Below are 18,057 nucleotides of genomic sequence, written 5' to 3' on the forward strand. Positions count from 1 at the left end.
ATTCAGGTGTCTTTGTTGCGAGGGTCGAAGCGGGAGAGTGGTTACTCTCCCAACGCGTCTTCGAGGAACGCAGCAAGCTGCGCCAGATGCTTGGACATCAGGCCGGTCGCCGGAGAGGCGGCAGCCGGACGGCCCGTGTAACGGACCTTCTGGTACTTGGCGTCGATATGCGCCAGAACCCATTCGAGATACGGGTCGATGAAGGACCACGCGCCCATATTCTTCGGCTCTTCCTGGCACCAGACCATCTCCGCATTGCGGAAGCGCGACAGCTCGTTGATGAGCGCCTTGGCCGGGAACGGATAGAGCTGTTCGATACGCAGCAGGTAGACATCGTCGACACCGCGCTTCTCGCGCTCTTCCAGAAGATCGTAATAGACCTTGCCGGTGCAGAGCACGACGCGACGGATCTTGGAATCCTTCTGCAGCTTGATCGGACCGTCCTTGATGACTTCCGCATCGTCCCACAGCAGACGGTGGAAGGAGGACTCGCCTGCCATTTCCGTCAGCGAAGAGGTTGCGCGCTTGTGGCGCAGCAGGGACTTCGGCGTCATCATGATCAGCGGCTTGCGGAAGTCGCGCTTCACCTGACGGCGCAGAATGTGGAAGTAGTTGGCGGGCGTGGTGCAGTTGGCAACCTGCATGTTGTCTTCGGCGCAAAGCTGGAGGAAACGCTCCAGACGCGCAGAGGAGTGCTCCGGACCCTGCCCCTCATAGCCATGCGGCAGAAGGCAGACGAGACCGGACATGCGAAGCCACTTGCGTTCTCCAGACGAAATGAACTGGTCGAACACCACCTGCGCACCGTTGGCGAAGTCGCCGAACTGGGCTTCCCAGAGGGTCAGCGCAGTCGGACGGGCCAGCGAGTAACCGTATTCGAAACCGAGAACGGCTTCTTCCGACAGCATCGAGTTGATGACTTCGTAACGGGCCTGGGTCGGCGACAGGTTCGCCAGCGGGATGTAACGCTCTTCGGTCTCCTGATCGTAGAGAACCGAGTGACGCTGCGAGAAGGTGCCGCGTTCGCAATCCTGACCGGACAGACGGATCTTGTGGCCATCGACGGCAAGCGAACCGAAGGCAAGCGCTTCAGCCATCGCCCAGTCGATCCCTTCGCCGGTCTCGATCATCTGCGACCGGTTTTCCATGAAACGCTGGATCGTGCGGTGGGCGTTGAAGCCTTCCGGAATGGTCGACAGCTTCTTGCCGATTTCCTTCAGCTGCTTCATCGGCACGCCCGTCTTGCCGCGACGCTGCTCATCGGCATTGTCGGCGGCGCGCAGACCCGACCACTGACCGTCCAGCCAGTCGGCCTTGTTCGGCTTGTAGCTCTGACCGGCTTCGAATTCCTGCTCCAGATGGCCGCGCCAGTCGGCCTTCATCTTTTCGAATTCGCCTTCGTTCATCAGCCCTTCGGCGATGAGGCGGTCGGCATAGATGCGGGCAACGGTCTTGTGACCGCGGATGACCTTGTACATCTTCGGCTGCGTGAACGCTGGCTCGTCGCCTTCGTTATGGCCGAAGCGGCGGTAGCAGAACATGTCGATGACGACAGGCTTGTGGAACTTCATGCGATATTCGGTCGCGATCTTGGCCGCATAGACCACCGCTTCCGGATCGTCGCCATTGACGTGGAAGATCGGCGCTTCGATCATCTTGGCAACGTCGGACGGATAGGGCGACGAGCGCGAGAAGGCCGGGTTCGTCGTAAAGCCGATCTGGTTGTTGATGATGAAGTGCATGGTGCCGGCAACGCGGTGGCCGCGAAGACCGGACAGTCCGAGAATTTCGGCAACCACGCCCTGGCCTGCAAAGGCAGCATCGCCGTGCAGCAGCAGCGGCAGAACCTTGGCGCGCTCGGACAGCGGAATGGTGTCGCCATCCCAGACCTTGGCGAGCTGGTCCTGCTTGGCGCGAGCCTTGCCCATGACCACGGGGTTGACGATTTCCAGATGCGACGGGTTGGCCGTGAGCGACAGATGAACCTTGTTGCCGTCGAATTCACGGTCGGACGAGGCACCGAGGTGGTACTTCACGTCGCCCGAACCTTCGACATCGTCCGGCTTGAAGGAGCCGCCCTTGAACTCGTGGAACACGGCGCGGTGCGGCTTGCCCATGACGTTGGTCAGAACGTTCAGACGGCCACGGTGAGCCATGCCGAGAACGACTTCTTCCAGACCGTCCTGGCCGCCACGCTTGATGATCTGTTCCAGCGCCGGGATCAGCGATTCACCGCCGTCGAGGCCGAAACGCTTGGTGCCCTTGAAGCGCACGTCGAGGAACTGCTCGTAGCCTTCGGCTTCGACGAGCTTCGACAGGATCGCCTTCTTGCCTTCGGCGGTGAAGGCAACGCCCTTGTCGGCACCTTCGATGCGCTCCTGGATCCAGCCCTTTTCGTCGGGGTTGGACATGTGCATGAACTCGACGCCGATGGTGGAGCAGTAGGTGCGCTCCAGAATATCGATCATTTCGCGCACGGTCGCGTATTCGAGGCCGAGCACGTTATCGATGAAAATCTTGCGGTCGTAGTCGCTCTCTTCGAAGCCATAGGACTTCGGAGACAGCTCATTATAATCTTCGACCGCACTTGCAATGCCGAGCGGATCGAGCTTGGCATGCAGGTGGCCGCGCATGCGGTAGGCGCGGATCATCATGATGGCGCGAACGCTGTCACGGGTCGCCTGCAGCACTTCGGCTTCGCTGACGGGCTTGCCGGTCTCAGCGCCCTTGGCTTCGGCCTTGGCCTGAACCTTCTTCTCGATGGCCTTTTCGACCGTCGCCCAGTTGCCGTCGAGTGCGGAAATCAGATCGCCGCCAGCCGGGATCGGCCAGTTGGCGCGCTTCCAGGAGGCGCCCTTGGCCGCCTTCTTCACATCGTCAGGATTGTCGGACAGACCCTTGAAGAAACTCTGCCACTCAGGCGATACTGAGGAGGGGTCCTCTTCGTACCGGGCATAGAGCTGCTCGATATAGGCCGCATTCGCGCCGTCGAGAAACGACGTGATCTGAAACTGCTCGTTGGCTTCTTGCCTTGCCATTGTTTTTTCGCGGACGTGATCGTCCGCCTCCTCAATCCCGTTGATGGTCATTCGCGACCGGTCGCTTGCATTCTTGCCGCTTGAGCATCGCCGGACTCTTCGAAAGAAAATGCCGACCTATTCTCAAGTCTTTGTTTCCCGGTGCTGAACGGTGGAACCGCTCTATGCCTTCACGGAAACGACGTCACGTCTCTATCTTCATGCAGCTTCGGGCAGGCCGCCGTTTCCAGCCCCTGCCCGCTGCCAGATTGTGTCGATCTCAGCCCTTGAGGACTTCGACCAGCGTCTTGCCAAGGCGTGCCGGAGAGGGCGAAACCTTGATGCCCGCTGCTTCCATGGCAGCGATCTTCGATTCTGCATCGCCCTTGCCGCCTGAAACGACAGCACCGGCGTGGCCCATGGTACGGCCCTTCGGCGCGGTACGACCGGCAATGAAGCCAGCCATCGGCTTCTTGCGGCCCTTCTTGGCTTCGTCGATCAGGAACTGGGCTGCATCTTCTTCAGCCGAGCCGCCGATTTCGCCGATCATGATGATCGAGGTCGTGGCTTCGTCTGCGAGGAACATTTCCAGCACGTCGATGAATTCGGTGCCCTTGACCGGGTCGCCGCCGATACCGACAGCCGTCGTCTGGCCGAGGCCTTCATTGGATGTCTGGAACACGGCTTCATAGGTCAGCGTGCCGGAGCGCGAGACGATACCGACCGAACCCTTGCGGAAGATCGAGCCCGGCATGATGCCGATCTTGCATTCTTCCGGCGTCAGGATACCTGGGCAGTTCGGGCCAAGCAGGCGCGAGCTAGAACGGTCGAGGCGAGCCTTGACGCGAACCATGTCTGCCACCGGAATACCTTCGGTGATGCAGGTGATGAACGGGATCTCGGCGTCGATCGCTTCGATGATCGCATCAGCGGCACCTGCCGGCGGAACATAGATCACGGATGCGTCTGCACCGGTCTTTTCCTTGGCTTCGGCAACGGTTGCGAAGATCGGCAGGGTTTCGCCCTTGGAGCCGGTCCAGTTGGTGCCGCCCTTGGAAGGGTGGATACCGCCGACCATCTGCGTGCCGTAATAGGCAAGAGCCTGTTCGGTGTGGAACGTACCGGTCTTGCCGGTCAGGCCCTGCACGAGGATCTTTGTGTCTTTATTGACGAGAATGGACATTAATCAGGATCCTTAAAAATTAGCCGTTGACCGCGGCGACGATCTTCTTGGCAGCATCGTCCAGATCGTCGGCAGCCGTGATGGCGAGGCCGGACTCGTTCAGGATCTTCTTGCCAAGTTCGACATTCGTGCCTTCCAGGCGCACGACGAGCGGAACCTTGAGACCGACTTCCTTCACTGCGGCGATAACGCCTTCAGCAATAACGTCGCACTTCATGATGCCGCCGAAGATGTTGACGAGGATGCCCTCGACCTTCGGGTCTGCGGTGATGATCTTGAAGGCTGCAGCGACCTTCTCCTTGCCAGCGCCACCACCGACGTCGCAGAAGTTTGCAGGCTCTTTGCCGTAAAGCTTGATGATGTCCATCGTTGCCATGGCAAGACCGGCACCATTGACCATGCAGCCGATGTTGCCGTCGAGCGCAACGTAAGCGAGGTCCCACTTGGAGGCTTCGATTTCCTTGGCGTCTTCTTCGGTCTCGTCGCGCAGAGCCTTGACGTCGTCATGGCGGAACAGCGCGTTGCCGTCGAAGGAAACCTTGGCGTCGAGAACGCGCAGATGGCCATTTTCCATGACGATCAGCGGGTTGATCTCGAGGAGCGCCATGTCCTTTTCAACGAAGGCCTTGTAGAGAACCGGGAAGAGCGACTTGGCGTCTTCGGCAGCAACGCCGTCGAGAGCAAGCGCGCTGGAGATCTTGGCAACGTCGTCAGCCGTCACACCGGCCTCCGGGTCGATCGCGATCGTGTGGATCTTCTCAGGCGTGTCGTGTGCAACCGCTTCGATGTCCATGCCGCCTTCAGTCGAAACGACGAAAGCAACCTTGCCGACGGAACGGTCGACGAGCAGCGAGCAGTAGAGTTCGCGAGCAATGTCGGCACCGTCTTCGATGTAGAGGCGGTTGACCTGCTTGCCGGCTTCACCGGTCTGAGCCGTTACCAGCGTGTTGCCGAGCATGTCCTTGGCGTGCGCCACGACTTCCTCGATGGACTTTGCCAGGCGAACGCCGCCCTTCGCGTCAGGACCGAGTTCCTTGAACTTGCCCTTGCCGCGGCCACCAGCATGGATCTGGCTCTTGACCACGTAGAGCGGGCCGGGAAGCTGCTTGGCGGCAGCTTCGGCTTCTTCGACCTTGAGGATGGCAACCCCTTCGGCAACCGGCGCACCATAGCCCTTCAGAAGAGCCTTGGCCTGATATTCATGAATATTCATGGGTTATTCCCTGTTTGCAGCCAGAAAGGCGATTACTTCAGCGACGGAGCGATGTTGACGCAGGCTTCGCAAAGACCGGCAACGGCACCGACGGACTTCTGGAAGGCCGCCTCTTCTTCTTTGTTGAGCTCGATCTCGATGATGCGCTCGATACCGCCTGCGCCGATAACCGTCGGAACGCCGACATACATGTCGTTGACGCCGTACTGGCCGGAGAGATAGGCGGCAGCAGGCAGAACGCGCTTCTTGTCCTTGAGGTAGGATTCAGCCATCTCGATGGCGGAAGCGGCAGGTGCGTAATAGGCGGAACCGGTCTTCAGGAGACCGACGATTTCCGCACCGCCATCACGGGTGCGCTGAATGATCTGCTCGAGACGCTCTGCGGATACCCAGCCGAGCTTGACGAGGTCGGTCAGCGGAATGCCGGCAACGGTGGAGTAACGGGCAAGCGGCACCATCGTGTCGCCGTGGCCGCCGAGAACGAAAGCGGTGACGTCTTCAACCGACACGTTGAACTCTTCGGAGAGGAAGAGGCGGAAGCGGGCGCTGTCGAGAACGCCAGCCATGCCGACGACCTTGTTCTTCGGCAGGCCGGAGAACTTCTGCAGAGCCCAGACCATGGCGTCGAGCGGGTTGGTGATGCAGATCACGAAAGCATTGGGGGCATACTTCTTGATACCCGCGCCAACCTGTTCCATCACCTTGAGATTGATGCCGAGAAGATCGTCACGGCTCATGCCAGGCTTGCGGGCAACGCCTGCGGTGACGATGCAAACGTCTGCACCTTCGATGGCAGCGTAGTCGGACGCGCCGGTGAGCTTTGCGTTGAAGCCTTCGACCGGGCCGGACTGGGCAATATCCAGACCTTTGCCCTGCGGAATACCGTCAGCAATATCGAAGAGGACGATATCGCCCAATTCCTTCAGGCTGGCGAGATGCGCCAGCGTGCCGCCGATCATGCCAGAACCAATAAGTGCAATCTTTTTGCGAGACATCGAATGCTTCCTCTTAAGCTTCAACTCAATTTTCCGCAGACAGACTGCGGCTGAAATTGTCGCACTCGGCTTAGACGCATTGGCCAAAAATGGCAACCGATTCTTTCAGAGCAAGGTTTTTCAATCGTTTAGATGCAAAAATTCTTACGTAAACGTAATATATTATGTCATTAAAGCGTCACGCTACATGACGCTTTTCGTTGTGCAGCGCGAGATAGTCGGCGCTGCGCATCTCAAACAGTCGCGAGGCCGTGCGATCAAACTCGAAACCTTCGGTGCCCTTTCTGGTTCCCAGAAGCTCCTCCGGCATGGCCGCGGCGGACGCGAAGAGCCGAACGGTGTGATCGTAAAGCGCATCGATCAGGATAATGAAACGCTTGGTCTCATTACGGCGGTCCGCGCTCAGCATCGGGATATGGTCTATGAGGACGGTATCGAAACGGTCGGCAATGGCCAGAAAATCGGACGCGCCGAGCGGCTTTTCGCAAAGATCGCGGAAGGTGAAGCGCGCCACCCTTCCTGCTGCGCGCGGTACGATAATGGAGCGCCCCTTCATCTCGATTTCCACCGGCCCGACGCTCTGTCCGGCGGTCAGATGATGCCAGGCCATGTCCATCGCCTGGTCGGCAGCGCCATCGAGCGGCGTCACGTAGACGGGCAGGCTCTTCACCTTCTCCATGCGGTAGTCGATCGGGCTATCGAGCGAAACGACTTCGACATTCTCTTTCAGGAGATCGATGAAGGGCAGGAAGAGACCGCGATTGAGGCCGTCCTTATAGAGATTGTCCGGCACGACATTGGAGGTCGTGACCAGCGTACAGCCATTGGCGAAGAGCTCGGTGAAGAGCCTTGCCAGGATCATCGCGTCGGCAATGTCGGTCACGGTGAATTCGTCGAAGCAGAGCAGTTCGGCTTCGACAAGCAATTGCGCGGCGACCGGCGGAATGGGGTCGGCCTGCTTGGTCTGGCCGCTCTTCAGCTTCTGCCGATGGGCGTGCACACGATTATGCACATCGGCCATGAATTCATGGAAATGGCAGCGGCGCTTTTTCTCCACCGGCGCCATCTGGAAGAACATGTCCATCAGCATCGTCTTGCCGCGCCCGACGCTGCCATGGACATATAGCCCTTTGACGGACGGCGAAGAGGCGGCCTTGCGGGCGAACATCCAGCCAAGCGCGCTCTTCTTCTTGGCGGGCTTGCGCAGTTTCAGGTCGGAGAGGATTCTGTCGAGATGGGCCGCAACGCCGAGTTGGGCGGCATCGGCCTTCAACTCGCCGGACGCCGTCAATGCGTTGAGTTGCTCAACGACACTATGGTTATAGTCCGGCACTCGCTGCATGGAGAAAGACCCCGCGCGCGAAGCGCACGTCGCTCGAAGCGGACGCGCGCTCCCCGTCGATCTGTTATCGGCTGAGACTCAGAGGCTGGCCGTTATTGGTCGTACCGTCGTAACGGGCATCGGAGGTCTTGTAGACGCGACCGATCGTATCGCCAGCACGGTTCTTGAACTGGACCATCTTGCCCGAGACTTCCCAGGAGCCCATGGACGTCAGGTCGCCGGTGCAACCGCGCGTGCCGCCACGAGAGCCGCTGCCGAGATTGGTGAGCGTCAGGAACATGTCGCAATTGGCGCCGCCATTGGACACACGCCAGTTGCCGACCATCGATTCCTTGGTCACATCCAGAGCCGTCGTCGGAGCACCCGCTGCGATATTGGCGCTGCCGGGCGGCGTTGCCGTCGGAGCGGTCGGGAACTGGGAAGAACCACCGGGAGGAGGAAGCGCGCCGGACTGGACGGATGGAACAGGCTGCGCCTGAAGCGGCGGCGTGTAGCCCGGACCCGCGTTCGAATTGCTGCTGTAATCGTAAGAGGTACGCTGGCAACCGGCGAGGCCGATAACGACCGCAAGGCCCGTCACCACATATCTAACTTGCATCTCAAGCTCCCGATTCTCGTCGCTTCGGAAAATTCATGGTTACACAAAGCGGCTGAATTATTACCAAAGCCTTAGCTAAGGCAAGACGCGGCAACGATAATTGCCATTTCAACGGCATTTTAGGAAAATTCTTCGCCGCTTCGCGACAAAGAAGCCGCGACCTGTGGCCGCGGCTTGTCAACGTTGTGAGCGATCAAGCGTTCATCAGACGCGACGCTCGACCATCATCTTCTTGATCTCGGCAATCGCCTTGGCAGGGTTCAGACCCTTGGGGCAGGCTTGCGCGCAGTTCATGATGGTGTGGCAGCGATACAGGCGGAAAGGGTCTTCGAGGTTGTCGAGACGCTCGCCCGTTGCTTCGTCGCGGCTGTCGATCAGCCAGCGATAGGCCTGCAGCAGAACGGCTGGACCAAGATAACGGTCGCCATTCCACCAATAGCTGGGACAGGAGGTGGAGCAGCAGGCGCACAGGATGCACTCGTAAAGACCATCCAGCTTCAGGCGGTCTTCGTGGCTCTGCTTCCATTCCTTGGCAGGTGGCGGAGACACCGTCTTCAGCCATGGCTCGATGGAGCGGTGCTGTGCGTAGAAGTTCGACAGATCCGGCACCAGATCCTTGACCACCGGCATATGCGGCAGAGGATAGACCTTCACCGTGCCGTTGATCTCTTCCATGCCCTTGGTGCAGGCCAGCGTATTCGTGCCGTCGATATTCATCGCGCAGGAACCGCAAATGCCTTCGCGACAGGAACGGCGAAGCGTCAGCGTCGGATCGATCTTGTTCTTGATGTACAAAAGCGCATCGAGAACCATCGGGCCGCAATCATCGATATCGATGTAATAGGTATCGATACGTGGGTTCTGGCCGTCGTCAGGGTTCCAGCGGTAGATCCGGTATTCGCGAACATTCTTCGCGCCTGCCGGCTTCGGCCAGACCTTGCCTTCGGTCATCTGAGAGTTTTTGGGGAGAGCAAGTTCAACCATGTCCAATACCTCTCAAATCAATAGACGCGGGCTTTTGGCTCGATCTTTTTGGGATCGATGCCATCGGCGATGAGTTCGGTGTGAACCGGACGGTAGTCGAGCTTGACGTCGCCCGCTTCGCTGACCCAGGCCAGCGTGTGCTTGCGCCAGTTGACGTCGTCGCGGCCGGCGAACGGACCATCGGTATAGTCCTCGCGTGCGTGCGAGCCGCGGCTTTCCTTGCGGGCTTCCGCGCCGTAGACCGTGGTGATGGCGTTGGCCATCAGGTTTTCCAGTTCCAGCGTTTCCACCAGATCGGAATTCCACACCATCGAACGGTCGGTCACCTTCACATCCGGAAGTTCCTTCCAGATGGCGGAGAGACGCTGGCAGCCATTGGCAAGCGATTCCTGCGTGCGGAACACGGCGGCGTCTTCCTGCATGGCACGCTGCATCTTGTCGCGAAGCACCGCCGTCGGTGTGCTGCCATTGGCGTTGCGCAGGCGGTCGAAGCGATCCATGATCTTGTCGCAGGCGACCGTGTTGAGCGCCGGAACCGGCTCGTCGCGGTTGATGACCTGGGCCGCGCGGATAGCAGCGGCGCGACCGAAGACCACAAGGTCGATCAGCGAGTTGGAGCCGAGACGGTTTGCACCGTGAACCGAGGCGCAGCCTGCTTCGCCCACGGCCATCAGGCCAGGTGCGATGCGACCGGGGTTTTCGCTATCGGCGTTCAGCACTTCGCCCCAATAGTTGGTCGGAATGCCGCCCATATTGTAGTGAACGGTCGGCAGAACCGGGATCGGCTCGCGCGTCACGTCCACGCCTGCGAAGATCTTGGCGCTTTCGGAAATGCCCGGAAGACGCTCATGCAGAACCGCCGGATCGAGGTGATCCAGGTGCAGGAAGATGTGGTCCTTGTTCTTGCCCACACCTCGGCCTTCGCGGATTTCCATGGTCATGCAGCGGGACACGACGTCACGCGATGCAAGATCCTTGGCCGATGGCGCATAGCGCTCCATGAAGCGCTCGCCCTCGGAGTTGACGAGATAGCCGCCTTCGCCGCGTGCGCCTTCAGTGATCAGGCAGCCCGCGCCGTAAATGCCGGTCGGGTGGAACTGAACGAATTCCATGTCCTGAAGCGGAAGGCCGGCACGTGCGATCATGCCGCCGCCATCGCCCGTGCAGGTATGCGCGGAGGTGGCGGAGAAATAGGCGCGGCCGTAACCGCCGGTCGCCAGAACGACCATCTTGGCGGCGAAACGGTGAATGGTGCCGTCGTCGAGGTTCCAGGCAACGACGCCGGTGCAACGGCCGTCATCCGACATGATGAGGTCGAGCGCGAAATACTCGATGAAGAATTCGGCATTGTTGCGCAGCGACTGGCCATAAAGCGTGTGCAGAATGGCGTGGCCGGTACGGTCGGCGGCAGCGCAGGTGCGCTGTACCGGCGGGCCTTCGCCATAGTTCTGCATGTGGCCGCCGAACGGGCGCTGGTAGATCTTGCCTTCGGCGTTACGCGAGAAGGGCACGCCGTAATGCTCGAGCTCATAGACCGCCTTTGGCGCTTCCATGGCGAGATACTGCATGGCGTCCACGTCGCCGAGCCAGTCGGAACCCTTGACGGTGTCGTAAAGGTGCCACTGCCAACAGTCGGGCGTCATGTTGACGAGCGAGGCGGCAATGCCACCCTGCGCCGCAACGGTGTGCGAACGGGTTGGGAAAACCTTGGTGATGCAGGCGGTCTTGAAGCCCTGCTCGGCCATGCCGAGCGTGGCGCGCAGACCAGCGCCGCCGGCACCCACGACGATAACGTCATAAGAGTGGTCGACGTAAGTATAGGCCTTGCCGTTCTGGGAGGGTGAACTGTTCGATGCCATGACGGATTATCCTGCGAATGCGATTTTCAGAACGGCGAAGAGACAGAGACCGCCGACGGCCACCGCGAAGAAGGTGTTCAGCATCAGAAGAACCAGCTTCGGAACTTCCGCATGCACATAGTCCTCGATGATGACCTGCATGCCGAGCTTCATGTGAATGAGGCCGGAAACGACGACGAGCGCCATGATCACTGCAACGAGCGGGTTCGACAGAGCCGAAACGACAACCTCATAGGGTGCGCCGCCATACATGACCAGAAAACCGACGAAGAAGATCAGAAGCGGCACGTTGGCAACGGCCGTCACGCGCTGGCGCCAAAAATGCTCGGTGCCTTCCTTGGCGGAGCCGAGACCGCGAACCTTGCCGAGAGGGGTGCGCATATCCATGATGTTATCTCCTTAGCGCACGATCAGGGCGACAACCCAGATCAGCGCGGTCAGACAGATCGAAACGACGAAAGACGCCTTGGCGAGCTTCGTGGTAAAATGCTTCTCGAAACCATGGCCGAGATCCCACATGAAGTGGCGAAGTCCGCCGAGCATGTGGTGAACCAGCGCCCAGGTATAGCCGATCAGGATCAGCTTGCCGATCAGCGAGCTCATGGCCCATTGGACCCAGGCATAAGCGTCGACGCCAGAGGCGGTCGCAATCAGCCACCAGGCAACCAGAAGCGTGCCGAAATATAACGCGCCGCCCGTAATGCGGTGCACGATGGACGCAACCATCGTCGGAATGAGCTTGTAGACTTGAAGATGCGGCGACAAAGGCCGATTGTTTGTCGTGTTCGCCATATGAACCTCACGGCGTTTCCTGGCGCCGATGATAGCCGGGCGCCCCCAAACAACGCACATGACGAAAGAATGTGCATTGCACCAAGCGCGACCTTTAATCGCACGAGGCCATCCCGACAAGTACAATCGGCGACCGTTTTGAATTTAATCGATTGTGATCTAGAAATTCCATGCGATTCTCTGGATCGAAAATAAAATGTCGAGCGTTTCCAAACGTCAACTTTCTAATTAATTTACGTAAACGTAAAACAAGAACCGCCTTTCCGATCAAACGGGAAGCTTAAAAACTGGATGGAGAAGATCATGTTCAAGCAGGCATCGTGGATCATTCCAGCCCTCCTGATCGCCATTGGTTGCCCCTCTTTGGCAACCGCAAACGACTATCATCGAAACCACAGTTACGACCGCGCTTACGGCTATTCGCAGCCCTCCGTGGTCGGCGGCTACGGCTTGCCATCCTATGTCAGAGGCATCGGCACCTATGCGGGCGGACTGACGGCAGCGCGGTTTCCGGGCAACGGCAACTACTTCTACGCCCAGAGCGGCGGCGCCTATCTGCCGGATGATTATCGTCGAAGCACCGTCGAGCCGCGCATCATCCACGTGAACCAGCGCACCTTCAATGACAGCTGCCATTATGAAGCGGGCGTGTGCGTCATCCGCCCCTAAGGGCATTCGAGGAATCAGGACAGACGCCAGACCGTCGTCTGCTTGACTTCGCTATCCTCCAGCGCCCGCGTCACCGGCACCTGATAGGTGGCGCAGGCGGTAAGCCTGGTTTTCGGCAGATAGGCACGGCCCGGATCCCCGACCAGAACCGCAACGCCCTTGGACGTGAGGGCTGAGAACCATGGGATCAGCGCATCGGCAAATCCCTTGTCGTAAAACACGTCGCCAGCGAGCAGCACGTCGGCGTCGATATCCTTGCCGATGACATCGTCCGAGATCACGTCGATCGTCACCCCGTTGACGGCAGCGTTCAGCATCACCGCACTCTTTGCCCACGGATCGATATCGACAGCCAGTACGGAGGCTGCACCGGCGAGAGCGGCGGCAATCGCCACCATGCCGGAACCGCTGGCAAAATCGACCACGCGCTTGCCGCGCACCACATCCGGGTTATCGAGAATGTAGCGCGCCAGGCCCTGCCCGCCCGCCCAGGCGAAAGCCCAGAAGGGTGGCGGCAGGCCGATCTCTTCCAGCTCTTCTTCCGTCTTCAACCACAGATCATGCGCTTCGCTTGCCAGATGAAGGCGAAGCTCCGGCACATGCGGTGGTGCCATGATGCTGGTATTGGCGCGGATGAAGTCGTCTGGCGCGGTCTTCAACGGTTGGATCAGTCTGGCGAGCGCGGTGGCTTATCGACGCCTGCCATGTGGCAGACTTCCAGATATTCCTCTTCCGTCACCGGCTGGACGGAAAGCCGCATGGAAGTAACGAGCGACATGTCGGCAAGCTTCGGGTTGGCCTTCACTGCCTTCAACGTGACCGGCTTCGGCACATCGCAGACGGCCTTGATGTGCACGCAGTCCCAGCGCGCATCGCCCTCTGCAGAGGAATCCGGCTTGGACAACTCGCAGACCTCGACGATGCCGACGACTTCCAGCCCCTCATTGGAGTGGTAGAAGAAACCCTTGTCGCCAAGCTTCATGGCCCGCATGTTGTTGCGTGCCTGATAGTTGCGCACGCCGGTCCACTCCTCGCCAGCCTCGCCCTTGGCCTTCTGCTGTTCCCAGGACCAGGTGTCGGGTTCGGATTTGAATAGCCAGTAATTCGCCATGTCGCGCCTTGTCCTTACGCAGCCGGATTGTTGAAGACCCAATTATAGGGCTTCACATCGACGCTTTCGAACAGGCCTGCCTTGGCATAAGGGTCGGCATCGGCAAGGGCGCGTGCGGCATCGATATCGGCGGCTTCGACGATCACCAGGCTGCCATTCGGCTTGCCGTCCGCATCCAGAAACGGGCCAGCGATCTTCAGCGTGCCTTCGGAGTTGAGCTTGTTCAGATGCTCCAGATGCGCGGGGCGGGTGTCCATACGCACATTCAAATGGCCAGGCTTATCCTTGCAGATAAAGGCAAACAGCATTGTCTTCTCCTCATGTCGCCCAGTCCCTATTCGGTGGTGATGGGCCGTGTCATCAATTGTCGCATGGCGGTGCGAATGTCCAGCCGCCCGTCGATGATCGCCGCAACGGCATCGGTGACGGGCATATCGATCTTATGGTCGGCGGCAAGCCGGGACGCAACGGAGGCGGCGTAAGCGCCCTCCACCAGCCCGCCGTGAAAGGCCGATGGTGCGTCCCCCTGCCCCAGCGAAATGCCGAAGCGCAGATTGCGCGACTGGTGGCTGGTGGCGGTCAGGACAAGATCGCCGAGACCGGAAAGCCCGCGTACCGTGTCCGCCTGCCCGCCGACAGCAACGATCAGCCGCGACATTTCCGCAAGCCCGCGCGCAATCAGCGCCGCACGCGCCGATTCACCCAGCCCCGCCCCTTCGACAATACCAGCAGCAATCGCCAGCACATTCTTCAGCGCACCGCCAAGCTGCACGCCGATACGGTCGGTCGACGCATAGAGCCGGAAGGTCTGGCCGGAAATGGTTTGCGCCAAGTGCTCCGCCAGTGCGGCATCGCTGGCTGCAACCGCCATGGCTGTCGGCAGCCCCTTGGCGATATCGGCAGCGAAGCCCGGCCCGGAAAGCACAGCTACGGGGTGCGATGGCAGTTCCTTTTCCAGCACATCCGTCAGCAACTGGCCGGAAGAACGATCAATGCCCTTGGCGAGGGTCATCACCACGGCATCCTTGGCCAGGTAAGGACCGTATTGGCGCGCCGCATCCGCCTGCGCCTGCGAGGGCATGGCGAAAAGCACGATGCCGGCATTGCGCAGCACTTCGGGTTCGGCGGAATATTTCAACGCATCGGGAAGCGCGATTCCCGGCAGTGCTGCATCATGCACGCCATCCGCCTGCAGGTCAGCCATCAATGAGGGATCGCGGCCAAGGAGCGTCACGTCGTGGCGGTTTTCCAGCGCGATCACCACCGCGATGGCCGTGCCGAAAGCACCGGAGCCGATGACGACGATGGTCTCGCGCTTGCTCATGCCTTGGCTCCGCGCTTGCCAAAACCGATCAGTGTCTTCGCATCCGCATCGAGCGGCCAGCGCGAGCGTGGCTGCGTGTCGAGACTGTCCGGCTCCATACCTTCTGCCATACGCTCGAGCCCCGCCCAGGCGATCATCGCAGCATTATCGGTGCAGAGCGACAGCGGCGGTGCGATGAAGCGGAAGCGGTGCTTGTCGCAAAGCGCCTGCAAGGTGCCGCGCAGCTCCTGATTGGCGGCGACACCACCGGCGACGACGAGCGCCGGACCACCCTCCACGCTCGGGAAGGTTTCTGTAAAACGCTGAAGCCCGCGGCCGATCCGGTCCTGCAATGTGCGCGATACCGCCTTCTGGAAGGAGGCGCAGATATCGGCAATGTCCTGATCTGTAAGCGGGGCGATGGCAGTGGCTGCCTGCCGCACGGCCGTCTTCAGACCGGAAAAGGAGAAATCGAGCCTTGCCTCACCCACCATCGGGCGCGGCAGGGGGAAGCGATCGGGATTGCCATTCTTCGCCGCTTTCTCGACCGCCGGTCCACCAGGATAGGGCAGGCCAAGCAGCTTGGCCGTCTTGTCGAAGGCTTCGCCGAGCGCATCGTCGATGGTCGTTCCCCAACGCTCATATTGGCCGACACCGCGCACCAGAATCAGCTGGGTGTGGCCGCCGGAAACAAGCAGCATCAGATAGGGAAAGGAAAGCCCGTCGGTCAGCCGCGCCGTCAGCGCGTGGCCTTCCAGATGGTTGATGGCGTAAAGCGGCTTGTTCGCGGCCTTCGCGATTGCCTTGCCGGTCATCAGCCCGACGATCAGCCCACCGATCAGGCCCGGCCCCGAAGTGGCCGCGATCGCGTCGATCTCTTTGAGGCTCACGCCAGCCTTGGCGAGCGCTTCCTCGATCAGCGTATCGAGGGCTTCCACATGGGCGCGGGCGGCGATCTCCGGTACCACGCCACCATAGGCGCTGTGTTCTTCCAGCTGCGACAAAACGACGTCGGAGACGATCTCGCCACGGCCGTCAGCATGCCGAACCACCACGGATGCAGCGGTTTCGTCACAACTGGTCTCTATGCCGAGGATACGAAGAAAGGGGGTCATCAGCCGGTTCGTTGATTGCGGTGCTTTTGAAACTTAGGTACGAACACCTCCGGTAACAACGGATAGATGCGGATGCAAACAAAACCTTTCCGAATAGGCACGCGCGGTAGTCCGCTGGCACTGGCGCAGGCGTTCGAAACGCGCGACCGGCTGGCGGCGGCGCATGATTTGCCGCCGGACATGTTCGAGATCGTGCCGCTCGCGACCAAGGGCGACCGCATGACCGACCGCCCTCTATCCGAAATCGGCGGCAAGGGCTTGTTCACCGAAGAGCTGGAAGCGCAACTCCTCTCCGGCGATCTCGACTTTGCCGTTCACTCGTCCAAGGACATGGCGACCAGGCTGCCGGACGGTCTGGAGCTTCGCGCCTTTCTGCCGCGCGAAGACGTGCGCGATGCCTTTATCGGCAGAACCGCACCTCGCCTGCTGGAACTGCCGCACGGCGCCATCGTCGGCTCGGCGTCGCTTCGCCGTCAGGCTCTTATCCGTCGCCTGCGCCCGGACCTTGAGGTCATCATTTTCCGCGGCCTGGTCGATACGAGACTGCGCAAGCTGGCGGAAGGCCAGGCGGACGCCACCTTGCTTGCCTTTGCCGGTTTGAAGCGGCTGAACAAGGACGACGTGCCGACGGAGTTGTTGGACCCGAAGGCATTCCCCCCTGCCCCGGCGCAAGGCGCCATCGGCATCGAGTGTCGCATCGGCGATAGCCGGATTCAGGATCTGCTTTCGGCCATCAATGACGAGCCGACCTATGATGCGGTGATGTGCGAGCGCGCCTTTCTGGCAGCACTCGATGGCTCCTGTCGCACGCCTATTGCGGGCCTTGCCACCTGTCATGGTGAGGACCTGCATTTCCACGGCCTCATCCTCACACCGGATGGGCAGACCGAACATGCCGTCGAAGTTTCCGGCAAGCTTGCCGATGCCGAAATGTTGGGCCGTCAGGCCGGTGAAAAGGTGAGGGACGCCGCCGGTCCCGGCTTCTTCGAAAGCTGGGCTTAAGCCATGCGCGTCGTCGTGACCCGTCCAATGCGTTCGGGGCAGAAGACGGAAACGCTTTTGCAGGAGCGCGGCCATGAGCCGATCCTGCTGCCACTGACCGAAGCGATGCACAAGGCGGAAGCCGCAAGAGAGTTGCTGGCGCGCGAACCCGATGCCCTGGCCGTCACCAGCGCCGAAGCCTTCCGCGCACTGAAGGCATCCGGCATCGATCTGTCCAGCCATATCGACCGCCCGCTTTTTGCCGTGGGTGCAGCGACCGCCGAGGCGGCAAGAGAGAGCGGCTTTAAGACCATTATGATCGGCGATGGAGATGGTACGGCACTCGCCCATCTGGTGAAGACAACACTGGTACCCATCGCCCAAGCATCAGCGGCGAACAGCAGGCACCTGCTCTATCTTGCCGGGCGGCCACGCGAGGGCGGTTTTGAAACCGCGCTCACGAACAGTGCGATCAGGCTGGATGTTGCGGAGATTTACGAGATGCAGCCGGTCTTGTGGGAAAGGCCAGCTTTGCGAGCCGCGCTCGACCCCAAGCCGGGTGCGGTTCTCCTCTATTCACGCGAGACCGCCCGGATCTTCTTTGACCTTGTCGATACACATGATCTGGCGCCAGCGCTCAGCGCGTGCCGCTTCATCTGCATCAGCGAAAAGGTTCTGGACGTCGTACCGACACCGCATCGCAGTCGCGCCGTGGCAAGCGCCACGCCAAGCGAACACGCAATGTTGCAGCTTCTGGACGGCGGCACTGGAACCTAATTCCCTTTCGCCTCTTTCCTTTGCCACCATCACTGACTAGGTTTGGAGCGTGGCGACAAACGATCCCGTCTTCCCGAAAGGTGGTACGTCGCCACCGCGACCGAGGAATAGACACGAC

The 18,057-nt window shown here is 60.3% G+C and carries 18 protein-coding genes; 3 read left to right on the plus strand and 15 right to left on the minus strand.

Annotated elements, in window-relative coordinates; genetic code table 11:
- Window positions 1–41: 41 nt before the first annotated feature.
- From QE408_RS21630 to sdhC, 10 genes are all read right to left on the minus strand, one after another.
- Window positions 42–3,038 carry a 2-oxoglutarate dehydrogenase E1 component gene (locus QE408_RS21630; RefSeq protein ID WP_306934520.1) on the minus strand — a complete coding sequence of 999 codons (2,997 nt, stop codon included), beginning with the start codon at window positions 3,036–3,038 and terminating at the stop codon, window positions 42–44.
- A gap of 259 nt (window positions 3,039–3,297) precedes the next feature.
- Complete coding sequence (gene sucD, locus QE408_RS21635) at window positions 3,298–4,200, minus strand: succinate--CoA ligase subunit alpha (RefSeq protein ID WP_062424886.1); 903 nt, start codon at window positions 4,198–4,200, stop codon at window positions 3,298–3,300.
- Window positions 4,201–4,219: 19 nt separating this feature from the next.
- Complete coding sequence (sucC, locus tag QE408_RS21640; RefSeq protein WP_306934521.1) at window positions 4,220–5,413, minus strand: ADP-forming succinate--CoA ligase subunit beta; 1,194 nt, start codon at window positions 5,411–5,413, stop codon at window positions 4,220–4,222.
- Window positions 5,414–5,445: 32 nt separating this feature from the next.
- Window positions 5,446–6,408 carry a malate dehydrogenase gene (gene mdh / locus QE408_RS21645; protein WP_306934522.1) on the minus strand — a complete coding sequence of 321 codons (963 nt, stop codon included), beginning with the start codon at window positions 6,406–6,408 and terminating at the stop codon, window positions 5,446–5,448.
- Window positions 6,409–6,586: 178 nt separating this feature from the next.
- Complete coding sequence (gene zapE, locus QE408_RS21650) at window positions 6,587–7,750, minus strand: cell division protein ZapE (protein WP_306934523.1); 1,164 nt, start codon at window positions 7,748–7,750, stop codon at window positions 6,587–6,589.
- A gap of 64 nt (window positions 7,751–7,814) precedes the next feature.
- Window positions 7,815–8,348, minus strand: a complete 534-nt coding sequence (locus tag QE408_RS21655; protein WP_306934524.1) for a protease inhibitor Inh/omp19 family protein — start codon at window positions 8,346–8,348, stop codon at window positions 7,815–7,817.
- A gap of 204 nt (window positions 8,349–8,552) precedes the next feature.
- Window positions 8,553–9,332, minus strand: a complete 780-nt coding sequence (locus QE408_RS21660) for a succinate dehydrogenase iron-sulfur subunit (RefSeq protein ID WP_306934525.1) — start codon at window positions 9,330–9,332, stop codon at window positions 8,553–8,555.
- A 17-nt stretch (window positions 9,333–9,349) separates the two neighbouring features.
- Window positions 9,350–11,191, minus strand: a complete 1,842-nt coding sequence (gene sdhA / locus QE408_RS21665) for a succinate dehydrogenase flavoprotein subunit (RefSeq protein ID WP_306934526.1) — start codon at window positions 11,189–11,191, stop codon at window positions 9,350–9,352.
- 6 nt (window positions 11,192–11,197) lie between these two features.
- Window positions 11,198–11,578 (minus strand): succinate dehydrogenase, hydrophobic membrane anchor protein, encoded by a 381-nt coding sequence (gene sdhD / locus QE408_RS21670; RefSeq protein ID WP_306934527.1) that lies wholly within the window; start codon window positions 11,576–11,578, stop codon window positions 11,198–11,200.
- Window positions 11,579–11,590: 12 nt separating this feature from the next.
- Window positions 11,591–11,983 carry a succinate dehydrogenase, cytochrome b556 subunit gene (sdhC, locus tag QE408_RS21675; RefSeq protein WP_306934528.1) on the minus strand — a complete coding sequence of 131 codons (393 nt, stop codon included), beginning with the start codon at window positions 11,981–11,983 and terminating at the stop codon, window positions 11,591–11,593.
- A 303-nt stretch (window positions 11,984–12,286) separates the two neighbouring features.
- On the opposite strand from sdhC, the gene QE408_RS21680 reads away from it, so the two are divergent.
- A complete protein-coding gene (locus QE408_RS21680; protein WP_306934529.1) occupies window positions 12,287–12,652 on the plus strand; it encodes a hypothetical protein in 366 nt (121 codons plus the stop codon).
- Window positions 12,653–12,666: 14 nt separating this feature from the next.
- On the opposite strand, the gene QE408_RS21685 is transcribed toward QE408_RS21680, so the two are convergent.
- From QE408_RS21685 to tsaD, 5 genes are read right to left on the minus strand one after another with little or no spacing between them, the layout of a single operon-like run.
- Window positions 12,667–13,311 (minus strand): class I SAM-dependent methyltransferase, encoded by a 645-nt coding sequence (locus tag QE408_RS21685; RefSeq protein WP_306934530.1) that lies wholly within the window; start codon window positions 13,309–13,311, stop codon window positions 12,667–12,669.
- Window positions 13,312–13,319: 8 nt separating this feature from the next.
- Window positions 13,320–13,763, minus strand: coding sequence for an EVE domain-containing protein (locus QE408_RS21690; protein WP_306934531.1), 444 nt, complete (start codon window positions 13,761–13,763; stop codon window positions 13,320–13,322).
- A gap of 14 nt (window positions 13,764–13,777) precedes the next feature.
- Complete coding sequence (locus QE408_RS21695; protein WP_306934532.1) at window positions 13,778–14,071, minus strand: YciI-like protein; 294 nt, start codon at window positions 14,069–14,071, stop codon at window positions 13,778–13,780.
- Between the two features lie 26 nt (window positions 14,072–14,097).
- The gene (locus QE408_RS21700; RefSeq protein ID WP_306934533.1) at window positions 14,098–15,087 is read right to left on the minus strand and encodes an NAD(P)H-dependent glycerol-3-phosphate dehydrogenase; all 990 of its coding nucleotides are present in this window, start codon (window positions 15,085–15,087) and stop codon (window positions 14,098–14,100) included.
- Window positions 15,084–16,181 (minus strand): tRNA (adenosine(37)-N6)-threonylcarbamoyltransferase complex transferase subunit TsaD, encoded by a 1,098-nt coding sequence (gene tsaD, locus QE408_RS21705; protein ID WP_306934534.1) that lies wholly within the window; start codon window positions 16,179–16,181, stop codon window positions 15,084–15,086. Before tsaD ends, QE408_RS21700 begins: the two co-directional genes overlap by 4 nt.
- Before the next feature lie 72 nt (window positions 16,182–16,253).
- Between tsaD and hemC the strand changes: the two genes are divergently transcribed.
- Both hemC and QE408_RS21715 read left to right on the plus strand, forming a co-directional pair.
- Window positions 16,254–17,183 (plus strand): hydroxymethylbilane synthase, encoded by a 930-nt coding sequence (hemC, locus tag QE408_RS21710; protein WP_306934535.1) that lies wholly within the window; start codon window positions 16,254–16,256, stop codon window positions 17,181–17,183.
- Between the two features lie 3 nt (window positions 17,184–17,186).
- Window positions 17,187–17,939 (plus strand): uroporphyrinogen-III synthase, encoded by a 753-nt coding sequence (locus QE408_RS21715; protein WP_306934536.1) that lies wholly within the window; start codon window positions 17,187–17,189, stop codon window positions 17,937–17,939.
- Window positions 17,940–18,057: the final 118 nt, after the last annotated feature.

The sequence above is a fragment of the Agrobacterium larrymoorei genome (assembly GCF_030819275.1).
In the GTDB taxonomy this organism is placed as follows: Bacteria; Pseudomonadota; Alphaproteobacteria; order Rhizobiales; family Rhizobiaceae; genus Agrobacterium; species Agrobacterium larrymoorei_B.